Genomic DNA, 17,000 nt, shown 5'->3' on the forward strand with positions numbered 1-17,000 from the left:
GATGCGCACCGGGCGTGTCCGGCCCGGCCGCGTGTCGGAACCCGAGGGCGCCCCGGCAGCCGGTCCGTTCGGGAGGTCCAGGAGGAGATCGGCTGAGGGGTGGAGACGGCGAACAGCCGCTCCTGGACCTTCAACGCTGAGGGCGGGCGATCAGCCGAACGTCCGGGCCGGACCGCGCCACGTCCAGCAGCTCGTAGCGCAGGATGTCGTCCATTGTCCCGATGGTGCCGCCCTGAAGTGCGCTCTTGCCCTGGCCGAGGAGGGCAGGCGCGATGTAGGCGATGACGCGGTCCACCAGCCCAGCCGAGACGAAGGACGCGGCGAGCGTGGGCCCGCCCTCCAGGAACATGCCACGGACACCACGGTCCGCCAGTTCGCTCAGCAGCGCGTGAAGGTCCACGCCCTCCTTGGCACGCGGGAGCCGGACGACGGTCGCGACGTCGTCCAGGTGTGTCGCGGCAGCGTCGTCGGCTACAACGATGATCGTGGGCGCGGCCTCGTCCAGAACACGGGCCCCAACAGGCGTGCGCGCGTTGCTGTCGACGATGACCCGCCACGGCTGCTCGTCAACGGGCACGGCCACCTTCAGCTTGGGATCGTCCACCACCGAGCGGACAGCGAGGTGCGGGTTGTCGGCCTGCTGCGTTCCGGAACCGACGACGGTGGCCTGGCACGCTGCGCGAAGCGAGTGGACCTCGGCGCGGGAATCCGCGCTGGTGATCCACTGGCTGGTGCTGTCCGCTGCGGCGATCCGCCCGTCCAAGGTGGCCGCGTACTTGTAAACGACGTACGGCCGCCCTACGGCGGTATGCCACTCGTCCGTGCCGACCAGCTCGCTGATGTGCATGAGGCCCTCCCGGCAGATCTTGGTACCGGGCAGCCTAGTCACACTGCGGCGACTGCCTCGGACAAGTCCCGCACCATGGCGGTACGCCGCCACGGTGCAAGGCCGGTGATGACCCGGCGGAGCTCTGCTGTAGTTCGGCTCGACTCCGTCTCGCGGGTGATATCCAGGGCTTCCATGGCGGTGGCACAGGCGGCGTCCGGTGACCGGTCTGCGGCGTGAGCATTGGCGAGCCGGGCCAGGTGCAAGCCGCGCTCGCGCTGGTATGTGGAGGGCCAGCGATGGAGGGCTTGCTGGTAGGTGGCCACAGCGTCGGCTGGTCTGCCGAGGCGGAGACAGCAGGTCGCTCGCTGGGCCCAAGCGTAGGAGCGATTGCAGTAGCCCCCGAGCTGCTCGCTCACCGAGTCATCTTCGTCGACGAGCACCTGGGCAGCGTCGAGTGCGCGAAGGGCCGCTGGTTCGTCGCCGATGAGCGCATGGCCATGCGCCGCCTGGAGGTGGGCAGAGGCCCGGACGCGTGAGGGCACATTGCCACGTACCCTCAGCGCGGCCGCAGCCAGTCCCACCGCTCGCTGCTGCTGCATCAGACTGACGGACTGCTGTGCTTTGCGCATCAGAATGAATGCCTGCCGTACCGGATCATCGGCCTCCTGCGCCCATTCCATCGCACGGTCGGACCACCATAGGCCCTGGTCCGGGCGGCCGAGGTCCTCGTACAGCCAGCCGGCGAACTCGGCCCATTCCGCGCCGGTTTGGAGGATGTCCCGACGGAGGGTGCCGGTGGCCGCAGGAAGCAACTGCTGCTCAATGACGGTGAGGTGGTCATGGACGGCGCTGATGGCGGAGTGCGGTCCGTAAAACCCGTCCGACTGGACAAGGGTGACGCGGAGCTGGCGGAGGTGATCAACGACGGCCGGATTGACCGGGCGGTGGGCCCCGGATCCGGCCGGAGTGGGAAGGAGACCGAGACCGGCTGCTGCGGTTGTGCCCAGAAAGCCGCGACGGTTCACGCCGGCGTTGTGCGGTGCGACTCCGGCCAGCCCGACCTCAGAGGGGACCATGCCAAGCCGATCGGCGACGAGTGCGAGCACACCGATGTCGCGAGCCGACTGACGGCCGCGCTCCAGGCGACTGATGGTGCTTTGGCTGTACCCGCACATCGCGGCCAGTTGCTGCTGGGTCCAACCACGTTCCCGGCGGGCGGCCGCGATGGCCTCACCCGCACTGCGGTGGTTTGCTGACTGCATCATAACCAGTCCTGATCTGCGGTGGCGTGACTGGAAAGGGAAAATACCCACAGTAGCGACCCGTGCACATGCGTATGCAGGTTCTGCATGCGCACAGCGTCTGCCGCATGCGCTGGGGACGGCAGTCCGGGAGCAGCGTTTGTCTGGATGCACTGGGCCAGACGCTCCATCGGAGGCACCTTTCATGACGATTACTCAGCCCGCGCCGTGGACACCGCCGAACACCGAGGAGGTCGAAGCGTTACCGGTGGGCCGCTGGTGGGACGCCGTGTCCGCGCCCGCCGCTGTCGGAGACCGCGCGCTGGAACTGCTCGGCCGGGAGTCGGGTGCCGTCATCCAGGACGACCTCTACGGCAAGCTGTACTGGCTGATCGGAGTCGACACCGCACGGAGCTGGTGCCTGCGCCGGGTACGCGTCCTCGCCGCGCTGGCCGACGAGACCACGCTCCTCGGTGTGCCCCCCGCTGCCTGGACGGCTGACCACCACAGCTACTGGCGGGTGCCCCTCGGCCCCGGCCGGCACCTGACCGACATCCGGCCGCTGTACGAGGCCCTGGCTCAGGCGGTCTCCGAAGTCCTGGGCCCCGCGACCGAGATCCGCCAGCTCTGCTATCGCTGCCAGTTGCCCACCGACGAACCGACCCCGGTCGCGATGGAACACAGCGGCAGTGTCGGTGGCGTGACGATCTACGCCTGCCCCAAGCACGCCGCCCATTACCCGGGACCCCTCCGCCCGCACACCCTCACCTCAGCGAGTCGGACCAGGCAGGAGGGACGGCCCGGATGACCGCTTCTGCCCGCCATCTGGAGCCAGAATGCCGCCTTGCCGTCGCGCGCCCCAAGTACGCGGTCCTGCACGGGGAATGCCGTGGCCCCCATGAAGTACGACTGCCGCCCCGGCCGGGCCAGGAGCGCGGCGACCTCATCATGACGGTCCGCTGCGACTGCGACTGTCACCAGGAGGCCCGCCGACGCGTAGGACCGCTCTCTACGCCTTCCGAGTCGCCCGCGTCGGCCCAAGCCGCGCCGGAGTGCACGGGCTAGCGGCCCACCCCAGGACCCCCGTTCGGCTGGCTGCGTAGCGGGCGGCAGCCGGACGGGTTGGCACATGCGGGAACACCAATGGAGAGGAATGCGATGCGGCATATTCTGAGCGAGTGCGATCACGATTGGGTCGGTTGGAGCGGCAAGGTCCGCTGCCGTAAGTGCGGCGCCACGCAGTAGACCGCCAAAGCCGGAAGGGGTGCCGGGAGACCGGCACCCCGACCGCGTATCCAAGGGAGAAATGACGTGATCGAGCGCGTCACATGGGATGACCTCCCGGTCGAACTGCGCAGTGCCGTGGAGACGCGCACGGGAGAGGTGAGCGCGACAGTGGAAGTCCAGGACGGTCTCAATTGTTCTGTCGCGCTGATCCTGGACACGGCGTACGACGGTCGCCTGTTCTTCAAGGGCGTGCGTGAGACGGACGAGCCCGGGACGGCGGCTCTGCGATGCGAGGAGCGGATCAACTGGGCAGTCGGAGGCATCAGCCCCACCGTCCGCTACCGATTCGACGCGGGCGGCTGGTCGGCTCTGGCGTTCGTCTACGTCGACGGTCGGCACGCGGACCTTGGGCCGGGCTCGAATGACCTGGATGCCGTGGCGTTCATCATGAAGCGTATGCAGGACCTGAAGATCCCGGATTTTCCGATTCCGCAATTCGCCGACAGGTTGCGGAAGTTCTTGGAGCCTGACGAGGCGGAAGCTCTCGCGGGGAATCATCTGCTGCACACGGACACCAATCCCCACAACCTGCTGATCGGCAACACCGGCGGTGAGGCATACGTCGTGGACTGGGCCATGCCCGCGATCGGCCCAGCCTGGGTGGATCCGGCCAACACCGCCGTACGGCTTATGGAATGCGGGCAGCCGCCCGGGGACGCACTGGCGTGGCTGCGAGGATTCGCGAGCTGGCGGCGGGCGAGTGAGCACGCTGTTGGAGCGTTCGTGTCCGCCACGTGTCGGCACTGGGCCGCGACGGTTGGGGCGCGGAGTGCGGAACCGAGCAACGAGCGATTCCGGCACCTGCTCGGTTGAGATCGTCGCCGCCCCATGAACGGGGGCGGCGACGCGTATGACGAGTCGGGATGTGGCCGGGGCCACCGGGGACTTCCACCACGGCTGGCGCACCCTCGCCTCATGAACGTCCGGCGAGTCGGGGCCGAGGCCGAAGGCGCCGGTCGTCACCGGCCCCTGACCACGAAATCGGCGGCCGCCCGCCCGGGGGCGACCAGCCGGGCGTTGGCCGCGTCGGAGGTGAGGACGAAGCGCTCGGCCACCTCGCGCGGCTTGCCGAACCGCTCATGGCGGTCGATCAGCCGGCGCACCCGCTCCTCGGTGTCCAGGTCGACCCACCAGGTCTCGTCCAGCAGCTCGCGGACCGGGAGCCAGGGCGCCTCGTCCAGCAGCAGATAGTTTCCCTCGGTGATCACCAGCGGGATCTCCGGCGCCACCGGGATGGTGCCCGCGACGGGCTGTTCCAGCTCGCGGTCGAACCCCGGCGCGTAGACGACCTCCTCGGCGCGCGGCGCCCGCAGCCGCCGCAGCAGCGCGGTGTAGCCGTACGGGTCGAAGGTCTCCGGCGCGCCCTTGCGGCCGGTCAGGCCGAGCCGGCGCAGCTCGGCGTCGGCGAGGTGGAAGCCGTCCATCGGCACCAGGGTGGCCCGGTCGGCGCCGAGGGCGTCGACCAGGTACTCGGCGAGGGTGGTCTTACCGGCCCCGGGCGGTCCGGCGATGCCGAGCAGGCGGCGACCGCCCGCGTCGGCCAGGCGCTGGGCGCGGTCGAGGAGTTGCTGGGAAGTCATGGCGGGCGCTTTCGGTGGCTTTCGGGAATGGGCACGATCCACTATCCGGCCTGCGGCCCGCCCCCGCGGCCGGCGGTGAGGGGGAGGGCAGGCGTGCAGCCGGGCGAATTTCCAGAAATCTCGGCAGAGGGGCACATCCCTTGACCCCTTTCAGGCGTCACATCAGAGAGCGGCCCTGCGATGTGGCCGCACGCATGGGGCATTGGGAGATATTCACGTTGAAAACCGGCATGAAGGGTCTACGTCGCGTATCCGCGGTCGCGATCACCGCTGGAGCCGTGCTGACGGCGGGGGCGTTCACCGCCTCTGCGCAGGCCGCGACGACCGCTACTCCCACGATCGCCGCCAAGGGCGGGTTCGTGATGAACAACGGCACGGGAAAGAGCCTGTTCACCAAGGCCGCGGACACCCGTCGGTCCACCGGCTCCACCACCAAGATCATGACTGCCCGGGTGGTGCTCGCACAGCCGAATCTCAACCTGGACGCCAAGGTCACGGTCCAGAAGGCGTACAGCGACTACATCGTCGACAACAACTGGGCCTCCTCGGCCAAGCTGATCGTCGGCGACAAGGTCACCGTCCGCCAGCTGCTGTACGGGCTGATGCTCCCGTCCGGCTGTGACGCGGCGTACGCGCTGGCGGACAAGTTCGGCACCGGTTCCACCCGGGCCGCGCGGGTGAAGTCGTTCATCGGCAAGATGAACACCACGGCCAAGTCCCTCGGGCTGACGAACACCCACTTCGACTCGTTCGACGGCATCGGGCGCGGCGCCAACTACTCGACGCCGCGCGATCTGACGAAGCTGGCCAGCAGCGCGATGAAGTACTCCACGTTCCGTACGGTCGTGAAGACGAAGTCGACCAAGCAGAAGGTGACCACGAAGAGCGGCGGCTACCGCTATATGTCGTGGACCAACACCAACAATCTGCTGGGCAGCTATTCGGGCACCATCGGCGTCAAGACCGGCTCGGGTCCGGAGGCCAAGTACTGCCTGGTCTTCGCCGCCACCCGGAACGGGAAGACGGTCATCGGTACCGTCCTCGCCTCCTCCTCGGTGGACAACCGTACGGCGGACGCGAAGAAGATCATGGACTACGGCTTCAAGCAGTAAGGCCGAGCCCGAGCTGGCGAAGGGCCTGCCCCACGGCCGGACGGCCGTGGGGCAGGCCCTTCGCCGTCACCCTCAGCGCACCGCGTTCCAGGAGTGCGCCACGTCCACCACGACCCGCCCGTCCGTCTGGAAGACGCGGAACGGCAGCCGTGCGCGCACGCCCAGGCCGACCTGGGTCTCGCCCTCGAAGCTGGCGCCGAAGCGGGTGTCCCGGAAGGTCTGGTACCCGGCGACGTCCACCCCCGGCAGCGGCTTGCGCGCCCGCCCCGGATACGATTCCCCGCCGGTCCCCGGGTCGTAGCTCGGCGCGGCCACATGGATGTCCAGAATCGCCCCGCCGCCGACCGGGATCTCCTCGCCCGAGCCGTCCTGGTACATGGTGTCCACGTACGCCACGCGGTAGCCGACGCGATCGGCGGCCGTGGCGCCCTTCACGTCGAACACCATGCGGTCGTAGCAGGCGTGCCGGCCGGTCCGGATGCTCCCCAGCGGTGTGTGGCCCGCCGGCTGGGCCGTCTTCTCGCCGCTGCCCCAGCCGGTCTCACAGGCCGCTGTCTTGGCCGCCGACTTGGCCGCGGCCGGAGTGACGGCCCCCGCCGCCCCCGCCGTCGCCGCCAGCGCGCCGCCCGCGAGCACCATCGCCGCGAGTGCGGTCCCCCACCGTCGCATGGTCAAGCCCCCAATGTTCTGTTGATGACAGGTGATTCACGGGGTTGGACGGGCCGGGACGGCGAGAGGTTGTCCCGGTCCGGGGAATCTGTCGCGAATGCTACGTGCGCGGCGGTACGCCTGACGCTCCGTCGGGGGTTATCCCCCGGACGGGTCGGCCGGTTGCCCGGATGGGAGGCAGACGCCGGTTCGACAAGGCTTGTGCACATGAGACCGACGACCGGCAGAACCGCCGCGCTGGCCCTCGCCACCGCCGCCACCGCATCCCTCCTCGGCAGCGCGTCCGCGGACGCGACCCCGGGACCGCTGGCCGATTCGACCACCACCGCGCTCGGCTGGGGGGCCTGCGAGGGCACCGGGCTCGACCCCCGGCAGGAATGCGCCACGCTCAAGGTGCCGCTGGACCACCGCGACCCCGGCGGCAAGCGGATCTCCCTCGCCGTATCCCGTATCCCCAGCGAGCGGCCGCAGGCCCGCCGGGGCACCCTGCTGCTGATCCCGGGCGGCCCCGGATCGACGGGGCTGGAGCGGCCCACCACATACGGCAAACGGCTGCCGCAATCGGTGCGGGACGCCTATGACATCGTCAGCTTCGACCCGCGCGGCATGGGGCGGTCCACCCACACCGGATGCGGTCTGGACACCGCCGATCTGTCGCTGCTCGCCTCCCGCCCCTGGCCCGCCCCCGGCGGGGACATCACCCAGAACGTCACCACCGGCCGCCGCATCGCCGACACCTGCGCCCGCAACGGCGGTGAGCTGCTGCGCACCATCAGCACCGTCAACGAGGCGCGGGACATCGACAGCATCCGCCGGGCGCTCGGCGAGCGGAAGCTGTCCGCATGGGGCGTCTCCTACGGGACGTACGTGGGCTCCGTCTACGCGCAGCTGTTCCCCGAGCACACCGACCGCTGGGTGCTGGACAGCAATGACGACCCGGACCCGGAGCGGGTCGAGCGCCGCTGGCTGGCGAACTACGCCGTCGGCGTCGAGGACACCTTCCCCGACTTCGCCGCCTGGGCCTCCGCCCCGAACAGCCCCGTCCGGCTCGCCGAGACCCCCGACGGGGTGCGCCGGCGGGTGCTGGACCTCGCCGCCCGGCTGGACGCGAAGCCGCTGCCGTGGCCCGGCGCCAACCCGCCCGAGCTGAACGGCAACGCACTGCGCCAGAGCATGCTGAACGCCCTGTACTCCCGGGACGACTTCGAGGACCTGGCCAAGCTGATCGTGGACGCGGACGCCGGTAAGGCGCCCGGCGCGGCACCGGCCGACCCGCCCCAGGACGCGGCGGCCGTGTCCCTCGCGACCATCTGCAACGACGTGGAGTGGCCCACGTCCCTGCCGGAGTACGCACGGGATGTGGCCGCCAGCCGTAAGAGCCACCCGCTCACCGCGGGCATGCCGGTGAACGTCACGCCCTGCTCGTTCTGGCATGACGCGCCGCGGGACAAGCCGGTGCGGATCACCGACCAGGGCCCGTCGAACGTCCTGCTGGTGCAGAACAAGCGTGATGTGGCCACCCCGTACAGCGGGGCGCTGAACCTGCGGCGCGCCTACGGCGACCGGGCGCGGATGGTCAGCGTGGACGCGATGGGGCATGGCGCGGCCTATGTGGTGAACAACGGCAGTGCCTGCGCGGACCGGAAGGTCACGGACTTCCTGCTGAAGGGTGAGCGGCCGGAGCACGATGTGCTCTGCCGGTGAGGAACGCGCGGCTGCGGAACGCCGAGAGCCCCTGATGAATACGAGGCGCCCCGCTCCCTGTCGCAGGGGCGGGGCGCTTCACGGTCGGCCGGCTCAGAGGCGCTCGGGGGTGCGGATGCCCAGCAGCGTCATGCCCTGCCGCAGCGTCCGCGCCGTGATGTCGCACAGGAAGAGGCGGTTCTCCACCTGGGACGGGCCGCCCTCGGCCTTCAGGACCGGGCACTGGTCGTAGAAGGTCGTGTAGAGCGAGGCCAGCTGGTAGAGATACCCGGCCAGCTTGTGCGGCTCGAACCCGGCGGCCACCTCGCGCAGCGTCTCCCCGAACTGGTCGAGGTGCAGGCCCAGCGCCCGCTCGGCCTTGGTCAGCTGCAGCTCGGGGTGGGCCACCGTCCGCTGCCCCTCCTCGGCGCGGCGCAGGATCGACTGGATCCGGGCGTACGCGTACTGCAGATAGACCGAGGTGTCGCCGTTGAGCGAGACCATCTGGTCGAGGTCGAACTTGTAGTCACGCGAGGCGGAGGTGGACAGATCCGCGTACTTCACCGCGCCGACGCCGAGCTGGGCGCCGCGCTCGAGGATGTCCTCCTCGGTGAGGCCGAGCTTCTCGCTCTTCTCCCGGACCACGGCGGCGGCCCGCTCGGTGGCCTCGTCCAGCAGGTCCTCCAGCCGCACCGTCTCGCCCGCGCGGGTCTTGAACGGCTTGCCGTCCTTGCCCAGGACGGTGCCGAAGGCGAGCTGGACGGCGTGCACCTGGTCATTGAGCCAGCCGATCCGGCGGGCGGTCTCGAAGACCATCTTGAAGTGCAGCGACTGCCGGGCGTCCACCACATACAGCAGGGTGTCGGCCTTCAGATGCTGCACCCGGTCGCGGATCGCGGAGAGGTCGGTGGCCGCATAGCCGAAACCGCCGTCGGACTTCTGGACGATCAGCGGCACCGGATTGCCCTCGGGGCCCTTGATGTCGTCGAAGAAGACGCACAGCGCACCCTCGGAACGGACGGCGACGCCGGACTCCTCCAGCAGCCGGCAGGTCTCGGCCAGCATGTCGTTGTAACCCGACTCGCCGACCACATCGGGGTCGTGGATCTCGATGTCCAGCTTGTCGAAGACCGAGTAGAAGTAGATCTTCGACTCGTCCACGAACTTCCGCCACAGGGCGATGGTCTCCTCGTCGCCCGCCTGGAGATCCACCACCCGCCGCCGGGACCGCTCCTTGAACTCCGGGTCGGAGTCGAAGAGCGCCCGCGCGGCCTTGTACAGCCGGTTCAGGTTGGACATGGCCTCCTGGCCGGAGGCGGCGTCCTTGTGGTCCAGCTCATGCGGGTGCTCGATCAGATACTGGATGAGCATGCCGAACTGGGTGCCCCAGTCGCCGATGTGGTGGCGGCGGACCACCTTCTCGCCCGCGAACTCCAGGATCCGCACCACCGCGTCGCCGATCACCGCCGAGCGCAGATGGCCGACGTGCATCTCCTTGGCCACATTGGGCTGGGCGTAGTCGATCACGGTGGTGCCGGGCGCCTGCGCGAACGGCACGCCGAGGCGGTCGTCGGCGGCGCGGGCGGCGAGGGTCGCGGTGATCGCGGAGTCGGCGATCGTGATGTTGAGGAAGCCGGGGCCGGAGACCTCGATGTCGGCGATCACCGGATCGGGGTCGGCCGAGGTGGCGGCGACCGGAAGGTGCGACACGACCTTGGAGGCCAGCTCACGGGGGTTTCCCCGGAGCTTCTTGGCCAGCGCCAGCATCCCGTTGGCCTGGAAATCGGCCCGGTCGCTTCGTCGCAGCAGCGGGTCCGCGGAGCCGGCCTCCGGCAGGGCAGCCGAGAGGGCGTCCACGACGCGCTGATGGACGGTGGCGGCGAGGGAAGGGACCGATGCCATAGATGAGGTGCCATTCCGATAGTGGTGGTATGGACACCCCAGTATTTCACGGCGGGTCCAACGATTTCCCCGGCCTGTGGATAACCCGGGCCCGCCCGGCAGGCCCTGTGGGCAACGCCGGAGGGGTCCGTTCCGTCTGGGACAATGGGCGATGCCATGACCGCTAGGAAGGAAGTGCCGACCGTGGCTCAGAGCACCGAGACCGACTGGGTCTCCCGATTCGCCGACGAGGTCATTGCCGAGGCGGAGCGCCGCGCCCCGGGCAAACCTGTCGTCTGCGCCTCGGGTCTCAGCCCGTCCGGCCCGATCCACCTCGGCAATCTGCGCGAGGTCATGACCCCGCACCTGGTCGCCGACGAGATCCGGCGCCGGGGCTATGAATGCGTTCACATCCTGTCCTGGGACGACTACGACCGGTACCGCAAGGTCCCGGCCGGGATCGACCCCTCCTGGTCCGAGCACATCGGCAAGCCGCTCACCTCGGTCCCGGCCCCGCCCGGATCGCCGTATGCGAACTGGGCGGAGCACTTCAAGGTGCCGATGGCCGAGGCGCTGCGCGAGATGGGCATCGAGTTCCACCCCATCAGCCAGACCGAGATGTACACCTCGGGGGCGTACCGCGAGCAGATCCTGCACGCGATGCGCCATCGCCGGGAGATCGACGCCGTCCTGGACCGGTACCGCACCAAGGAGAAGGCAGGCGCGAAGAAGCCGGGCAAGCAGCAGCAGAAGCCGGTCGACGAGGCCGAGCTGGCCGCCGCCGAGGGCTCGGGCGCGGCCGGTGAGGACGACGGCAGCGCGGGCGGCGCGGGTTACTTCCCGTACAAGCCTTACTGCTCGGTCTGCGACCGCGATCTGACCACGGTGACCTCGTACGACGAGGAGACCACCGAGCTGGCCTACACCTGCGCGTGCGGCCACGGCGAGACCGTCCTGCTCACCGAGCACAACCGGGGCAAGCTGGTCTGGAAGGTCGACTGGCCGATGCGCTGGGCGTACGAGGGCGTGGTCTTCGAGCCCTCGGGCGTCGACCACTCCTCGCCGGGCTCGTCCTATGTGGTCGGCGGCCAGATCGTCCGCGAGGTCTTCGGCGGGGAGCAGCCCATCGGCCCGATGTACGCCTTCGTGGGCATCAGCGGCATGGCCAAGATGTCCTCGTCCAAGGGCGGCGTGCCCACCCCGGCCGACGCCCTGGAGATCATGGAGGCGCCGCTGCTGCGCTGGCTGTACGCCCGCCGCCGGCCCAACCAGTCCTTCAAGATCGCCTTCGACCAGGAGATTCAGCGGACCTACGACGAGTGGGACGCGCTGGAGCGCAAGATCGCCGAGTCCACGGCCCAGCCCGCCGACGTGGCCGCCTATGGCCGCGCGACCCGCACCTCCACGGGCGAGCTGCCGAGCACCCCGCGCCCGCTGCCGTACCGCACGCTGGCCTCGGTGGTGGACATCACCACCGGCCATGACGAGCAGACGCTGCGCATCCTCAGCGACCTCGACCCGGGCAACCCGGTCACGTCCCTGGAGGAGACCCGGCCCCGGCTCGACAAGGCCGAGCGCTGGATCACCACCCAGGTCCCGGCCGACCAGCGCACCCGGGTCCGGGACGAGCCGGACACCGAGCGGCTGGCCGCGCTGGGCGACACCGAGCGGGAGTCGCTGCGGCTGCTGCTCGACGGCCTGGACGACCACTGGTCGCTGGACGGTCTCACCACGCTGGTCTACGGAGTGCCGAAGATCCAGGCGGGGCTGGCGCCGGACGCCAAGCCGACGCCGGAGCTGAAGGTCGCCCAGCGGTCGTTCTTCGCGCTGCTCTACACCCTGCTGGTCGGGCGGGACACCGGCCCGAGGCTGCCCACGCTGCTGCTGGCGGTGGGGGCGGACCGGGTGCGCAAGCTGCTCGCGGCCTGACCTCTCCGCTCCCGGGCGCCGGGCGGCGGCCTTACGGCTGCCGCCCGGCGCCCTCGGCTTTACGGGATGGCTTCCCGCTCCAGGCGGACGCGCTCCTTGAAGTCCTCGACGTACGCGGACAGCTCGCTGTTGCTGAGGTCGCTCACGCCGTACGAGTCGCGCAGCCGCTGCCCGAACTGGTACGCGGAGGGGTACCGGCTGTGGTCGGCGAGGAACTGACGGAAGGTCGCGTAGTAGACCTCCTCGCGCGGGACGTCGTCCGGTAGCTGGTTCACCGGCTGCCCCGGCTGCCCCGGCTGCTCCTCGTACGCGTACCGCTCCGGCTCGCGCTGCTCCGGTACGTACACGCCCTGATGGCTGCCCACGCCCTCACCGCCGAGCGGTCGCACCCGGCCGCCGGGCCCGACCGGCACGGTCAGCTGGGGCTGTTGCTGCCCGGACTGCTGCTCGAACTGCGTCGCCTGGCCCGGGACCTGCTGGTACTGCGGCTGGGGGGCCTGCTCGTACTGCGGCTGCTGGGGCTGCTGTGGCTGCTGCTCGACCGGCGCGGGATGGGCGGCGGCCGCCGGGTCGAACGGCACGGCGTTCCGGCCGTCGTGGCCCTGCCCGGCGGGCTGCTGGTAGACCGGCAGGGGCAGCGAGAGCGGCAGCTCCTGCGTCTGGGGCGGCTGGGGGTGCTGCTGCGGGGCGTCGGCGGCGCCGGTGCCGCCCGCACTCTCCAGGGCCCCGGGCGGGCCGTACGGGCCCGGCTGGGCCCCCGGGGAGGCGCTCTTGGCCCCCACCCCGTCCGCCGCGTCGGTCCGGCCCCGCGGAAGCGCCGTCGCCGACACCGCGGACGGCTCCAGACCGGCCGCCGCGAGCCCCGCGGGGGCGGTGTCCGACAGCGGCACCCCGTACCGCGCCAGCCGCAGCGGCATCAGCGACTCCACGGGCGCCTTACGGCGCCAGGCGCGCCCATAGCGGGCGCGCAGCCGGGCCTGGTAGACCAGCCGGTCCTGCTCCAGCCTGATGACCTCGTCGTAACTGCGCAGCTCCCACAGCTTCATCCGGCGCCACAGCCGGAAGGTGGGCACCGGCGCGAGCAGCCAGCGGGTGATGCGGACCGACTCCATGTGCCGGTCGGCGGTGATGTCGGCGATCCGGCCGACCGCGTGCCGGGCGGCCTCGACGGAGACGACGAAGAGGATCGGGATCACGGCGTGCATGCCGACGCCGATCGGGTCCGGCCAGGCGGCCGCGCCGTTGAAGGCGATGGTGGCCGCGGTCAGCAGCCAGGCCGTCTGGCGCAGCAGCGGGAAGGGGATCCGGATCCAGGTGAGCAGCAGATCCAGCGCGAGCAGGACCACGATCCCCGCGTCGATACCGATCGGAAAGACATTGGAGAACTTGCCGAAGCCCTTGTCGAGGGCGAGATCGCGCACCGCCGCGTAGGAACCGGCGAAGCCGATCCCCGCGATCACCACCGCCCCGGTGACGACCACCCCGGCCAGTATTCGGTGCGTCCGTGTCAGTTGCATCGCGGCCACCCGCGACCCCTCCCCGTCTTCAACAACAGCGGCCTCAGCGTCGCATACACGTCAAGGCCCGTGGGCGGGAAGGGGTCGTGTCGGGGGATCAGGTGCCGCTCTGGGAGCCCTTCGCGATGGCGCCGACGGCCTCCTTGGCGGCGGACTTGGCGTCCTTGAGCAGCGCGGCCGCGTCGGGGGTCTTCTCCTTCTCATAGCCCGCGCCGTCGTACTGGACGGTGATGACGACATTGGCGGTGCGGGTCACCACCGTCTGGTTGCGGAACTCGTCGCCGTCCTTCTTCTCCTTGGAGCTGACCGAGGTCGCCTCGTCGCCGATGCCCGCGGCCTTCTCGGTCTTGGGGTCGGTCACCTTGCCGGTGGCGGCCCTGCTCGCCTGCTGGGCGGCGTACTCCCCGGCGCGCCGGTCGCCGGAGCCGAGCCCCGGGTCGGAGCGGAACAGCTTGAGGGAGACGGTCAGCGAGCGGTACTTGAAGCCGTCGAGACCGGTCCACAGGCAGCTTGCGGACGTGTTGGTGTCGGCCGAGGGAAGGGCCTTGCCCTTCTTGTTCTGCGCCTTGGGGACGAGCTGGTCGACCGTCTTCCCGGAAAGGGTGGTGCACACATCGGGCAGCTTGCTGAACTTCGCGGCCGCGACGGTGGGTGAGGCGCTGGGCGAGCCGGGTCTCGCCGAGCCGCCGGTGTTCTTTTCGTCCTTTTCGTCCGGGCCGGAGGAGCAGCCGGCGACGAGCACCATCGGTACGGTCGCGCAGGCGAGTATTCGGGCGAGTCGCGGGGCTGAACGGTGCATGGGTCCTTCGCTCATTCTCTGTCGATGGGCGGACGTACCGCCCGCGTCATTAGTCGGCACGGTACGCGGCCGACGCGCGGGCGTCCCAATTTCCGAGGTCTGAGCGCGGTGCCCGCAGGGGGTGACCGGAACCCGCTATTCGTTGAGGCGACCGGTCAGCTCATCGGCCAAGTCCTGGGCGTTTTCCTGCAGTCCCTGGCTGTTGGGAATGTGCTTCTTGTCGGTCGTCCACTGGTCGTACTCAATGGTGGCAATCACATTCGAGGACCGGAACACGAGCGTGATATCGCGGTGGATACCCGAGTCCTTGGTGATCAGCTCGTCGTTGAGGAAGGCGTCGTCACCGAGGTCGTCCAGCCGGCGCGGGGCGGTGTCGTTCGAGGCGGTGTCACTTTCGTCACTTTCGCCGCTCGCGTCGCCCCCCGCGGAGGGGGTATCGGTGCCTTTGCCCGGCTCGTCGGACTTGTCGGCCTCATCGCTCGTGCCGCCCTTACCGCTCTTGCCGGGCTCGCCGGAGCTCGTGCCGGGGGAGGCGGTGGAACTGCTGTCGCCGCTCGCGCCGCCCTCGCTCTGCGAGCTGGAGGAGGGGGTCGAGGGGGCGGTCGGGGCGTCCGGGATGTCGGCGGCGGCGGCCTTCTTCTCGTAGGTCTCCTGCGCCCGGTCGTCATCGCTGACCGAGGGGTCGTACGAGACGACGCGCTGGAAGTCGATCGTGAGGTAGCGCGTGCCGCTGGTGGTCTCCACCTTCCAGCGGCAGCCGTCCCGCCGGTCTATGTCATACGTCACGGCGGCCTGGCCGTCGTACACCTTGTCGTCCTGCTCGGCGCCCGGCAGCAGGGTCTGGAGGGTCTTACGGCTGACCGCGCCGCATGCCTCGGGCAGGGTGCGGTAACGGCCGGGCTCGGCGGAGACGTTCGCCCCGGAGTCGCCGGAGGCGCCGTCATCCGGGCCGGACGACGAATCGGAGCCGGTGCATCCGCCGAGCCCCGCGGCGGCGAGCACGGTGATGAGCACGGCGACGGCCGGGGTGGCCCGCCGTCCGTACGCCCTTCGCTGCGCTGGCTGCACTGTCGGTGTCCCTTCGAACGACGGAAAACTCCTTGCCGCCCGCGGGCGGCGGCTGGAGACAATGTCTATCGCACGCACTGCCGTGCCTGCCGGTCGCCTGCCGCCTATGGGGCATTGGTCCGGCTTTTGCGTTTTCTGTCTTTTACGGGGGAATGAGTACATCATGTCGTATGTCGAGGTGCCCGGCGCTCAGGTGCCGATCCGGATGTGGACCGACCCCTCGACGGTCGAGGGCGTGGCCATGCAGCAGCTCCGGAATGTCGCCACGCTGCCCTGGATCAAGGGCCTCGCCGTGATGCCGGATGTGCATTACGGGAAGGGTGCCACGGTCGGCTCGGTGATCGCGATGGCGGGCGCGGTGTGCCCGGCGGCCGTCGGCGTGGACATCGGCTGCGGGATGTCGGCGGTCAAGACATCGCTGACCGCCGACGACCTTCCGGGGGATCTCTCACGGCTGCGGTCCCGGATCGAGCAGATGATCCCGGTGGGGCGCGGAATGCACGACGACCCGGTGGACCCGGGGCGGCTGCACGCGTTTCCGACGGCGGGGTGGGACGACTTCTGGAGCCGGTTCGGGGGAGTGGCCGAGGCGGTCAAGTTCCGTCAGGAGCGCGCCGTCAAGCAGATGGGTTCGCTCGGGTCCGGTAACCACTTCATCGAGTTCTGCCTCGATGACGAGGGTTCGGTCTGGCTGATGCTGCACTCCGGCTCCCGCAACATCGGTAAGGAGCTCGCCGAGTACCACATCGGCCAGGCCCGGAAGCTGCCGCACAACCAGGGTCTGATCGACCGCGACCTGGCCGTCTTCATCGCGGACACCCCGCAGATGGCGGCATACCGGCACGATCTCTTCTGGGCGCAGGAGTACGCGAAGTACAACCGCGCGATCATGATGGCGCTCTTCCAGGATGTGGTGCGCAAGGAGTTCAGGAAGGCCCGCCCGGTCTTCGAGCCGGTGATCAGCTGCCACCACAACTACGTCGCCGAGGAGCGCTACGAGCACATGGACCTTCTGGTGACCCGTAAGGGCGCCATCCGCGCCGGGAGCGGGGACTACGGGATCATCCCGGGCTCGATGGGCACCGGTTCGTACATCGTGCGCGGTCTGGGGAACGAGGCGTCGTTCAACTCGGCCTCGCACGGAGCGGGCCGGAAGATGAGCCGTAACGCGGCGAAGAAGCGCTTCTCGACCCGGGATCTGGAGGAGCAGACGCGGGGCGTGGAGTGCCGTAAGGACTCCGGCGTCGTGGACGAGATCCCGGGGGCCTACAAGCCGATCGAGAAGGTCATCGACCAGCAGCGGGACCTCGTCGAGGTGGTGGCGAGGCTCAAGCAGGTCGTGTGCGTGAAGGGCTGAGGCCCGGGACCCCGGGACCCGGGGACCGCACAGGATCAACGGCCCCCG

14 protein-coding genes are annotated in these 17,000 nt (G+C 69.9%); 6 read left to right on the top strand and 8 right to left on the bottom strand.

The features are described 5' to 3' along the window. Positions 1–130: 130 nt before the first annotated feature. Positions 131–847, bottom strand: a complete 717-nt coding sequence (ribD, locus tag CGL27_RS26975) for a bifunctional diaminohydroxyphosphoribosylaminopyrimidine deaminase/5-amino-6-(5-phosphoribosylamino)uracil reductase RibD (RefSeq protein WP_119990567.1) — start codon at positions 845–847, stop codon at positions 131–133. Positions 848–885: 38 nt separating this feature from the next. Beyond that, complete coding sequence (locus CGL27_RS26980) at positions 886–2,091, bottom strand: helix-turn-helix domain-containing protein (RefSeq protein WP_162953077.1); 1,206 nt, start codon at positions 2,089–2,091, stop codon at positions 886–888. A gap of 184 nt (positions 2,092–2,275) precedes the next feature. Between CGL27_RS26980 and CGL27_RS26985 the strand changes: the two genes are divergently transcribed. Next, a complete protein-coding gene (locus tag CGL27_RS26985; RefSeq protein ID WP_119990570.1) occupies positions 2,276–2,878 on the top strand; it encodes a hypothetical protein in 603 nt (200 codons plus the stop codon). A 503-nt stretch (positions 2,879–3,381) separates the two neighbouring features. After that, positions 3,382–4,170 (top strand): phosphotransferase, encoded by a 789-nt coding sequence (locus tag CGL27_RS26995; protein WP_119990574.1) that lies wholly within the window; start codon positions 3,382–3,384, stop codon positions 4,168–4,170. A 146-nt stretch (positions 4,171–4,316) separates the two neighbouring features. Here the strand turns inward: CGL27_RS26995 and CGL27_RS27000 are convergent, their stop codons facing one another. Beyond that, positions 4,317–4,937, bottom strand: coding sequence for a nucleoside/nucleotide kinase family protein (locus CGL27_RS27000; protein WP_119990575.1), 621 nt, complete (start codon positions 4,935–4,937; stop codon positions 4,317–4,319). 230 nt (positions 4,938–5,167) lie between these two features. On the opposite strand from CGL27_RS27000, the gene CGL27_RS27005 reads away from it, so the two are divergent. Then, positions 5,168–6,049: a D-alanyl-D-alanine carboxypeptidase gene (locus tag CGL27_RS27005; protein WP_107439116.1), complete on the top strand. Its 882-nt coding sequence runs from the start codon at positions 5,168–5,170 to the stop codon at positions 6,047–6,049. A 72-nt stretch (positions 6,050–6,121) separates the two neighbouring features. Here the strand turns inward: CGL27_RS27005 and CGL27_RS27010 are convergent, their stop codons facing one another. Next, positions 6,122–6,718 carry a hypothetical protein gene (locus tag CGL27_RS27010; protein WP_119990577.1) on the bottom strand — a complete coding sequence of 199 codons (597 nt, stop codon included), beginning with the start codon at positions 6,716–6,718 and terminating at the stop codon, positions 6,122–6,124. A gap of 207 nt (positions 6,719–6,925) precedes the next feature. Between CGL27_RS27010 and CGL27_RS27015 the strand changes: the two genes are divergently transcribed. Beyond that, positions 6,926–8,422, top strand: coding sequence for an alpha/beta hydrolase (locus tag CGL27_RS27015; RefSeq protein WP_119990579.1), 1,497 nt, complete (start codon positions 6,926–6,928; stop codon positions 8,420–8,422). A gap of 93 nt (positions 8,423–8,515) precedes the next feature. On the opposite strand, the gene argS is transcribed toward CGL27_RS27015, so the two are convergent. Further along, complete coding sequence (gene argS / locus CGL27_RS27020; RefSeq protein WP_119990581.1) at positions 8,516–10,303, bottom strand: arginine--tRNA ligase; 1,788 nt, start codon at positions 10,301–10,303, stop codon at positions 8,516–8,518. A gap of 156 nt (positions 10,304–10,459) precedes the next feature. Between argS and lysS the strand changes: the two genes are divergently transcribed. Next, on the top strand, positions 10,460–12,211 hold the full coding sequence (gene lysS, locus CGL27_RS27025) for a lysine--tRNA ligase (RefSeq protein WP_078647572.1): 1,752 nt from the start codon (positions 10,460–10,462) through the stop codon (positions 12,209–12,211). A gap of 59 nt (positions 12,212–12,270) precedes the next feature. Here the strand turns inward: lysS and CGL27_RS27030 are convergent, their stop codons facing one another. The 3 genes from CGL27_RS27030 to CGL27_RS27040 form a co-directional block, all read right to left on the bottom strand. Next, positions 12,271–13,728 carry a DUF2637 domain-containing protein gene (locus CGL27_RS27030; protein WP_237299087.1) on the bottom strand — a complete coding sequence of 486 codons (1,458 nt, stop codon included), beginning with the start codon at positions 13,726–13,728 and terminating at the stop codon, positions 12,271–12,273. Between the two features lie 97 nt (positions 13,729–13,825). Next, entirely contained in the window at positions 13,826–14,527 is a 702-nt protein-coding gene (locus tag CGL27_RS27035) for a hypothetical protein (protein ID WP_119990583.1), read from the bottom strand. Positions 14,528–14,662: 135 nt separating this feature from the next. After that, positions 14,663–15,595, bottom strand: coding sequence for a DUF3558 domain-containing protein (locus CGL27_RS27040; RefSeq protein WP_240450646.1), 933 nt, complete (start codon positions 15,593–15,595; stop codon positions 14,663–14,665). A gap of 163 nt (positions 15,596–15,758) precedes the next feature. On the opposite strand from CGL27_RS27040, the gene CGL27_RS27045 reads away from it, so the two are divergent. Then, on the top strand, positions 15,759–16,952 hold the full coding sequence (locus CGL27_RS27045; RefSeq protein WP_119990585.1) for an RtcB family protein: 1,194 nt from the start codon (positions 15,759–15,761) through the stop codon (positions 16,950–16,952). The last annotated feature ends 48 nt before the right edge of the window (positions 16,953–17,000 follow it).

It is taken from the genome of Streptomyces sp. 11-1-2 (assembly GCF_003595545.1).
GTDB classification, from domain to species: Bacteria; Actinomycetota; Actinomycetes; order Streptomycetales; family Streptomycetaceae; genus Streptomyces; species Streptomyces hygroscopicus_B.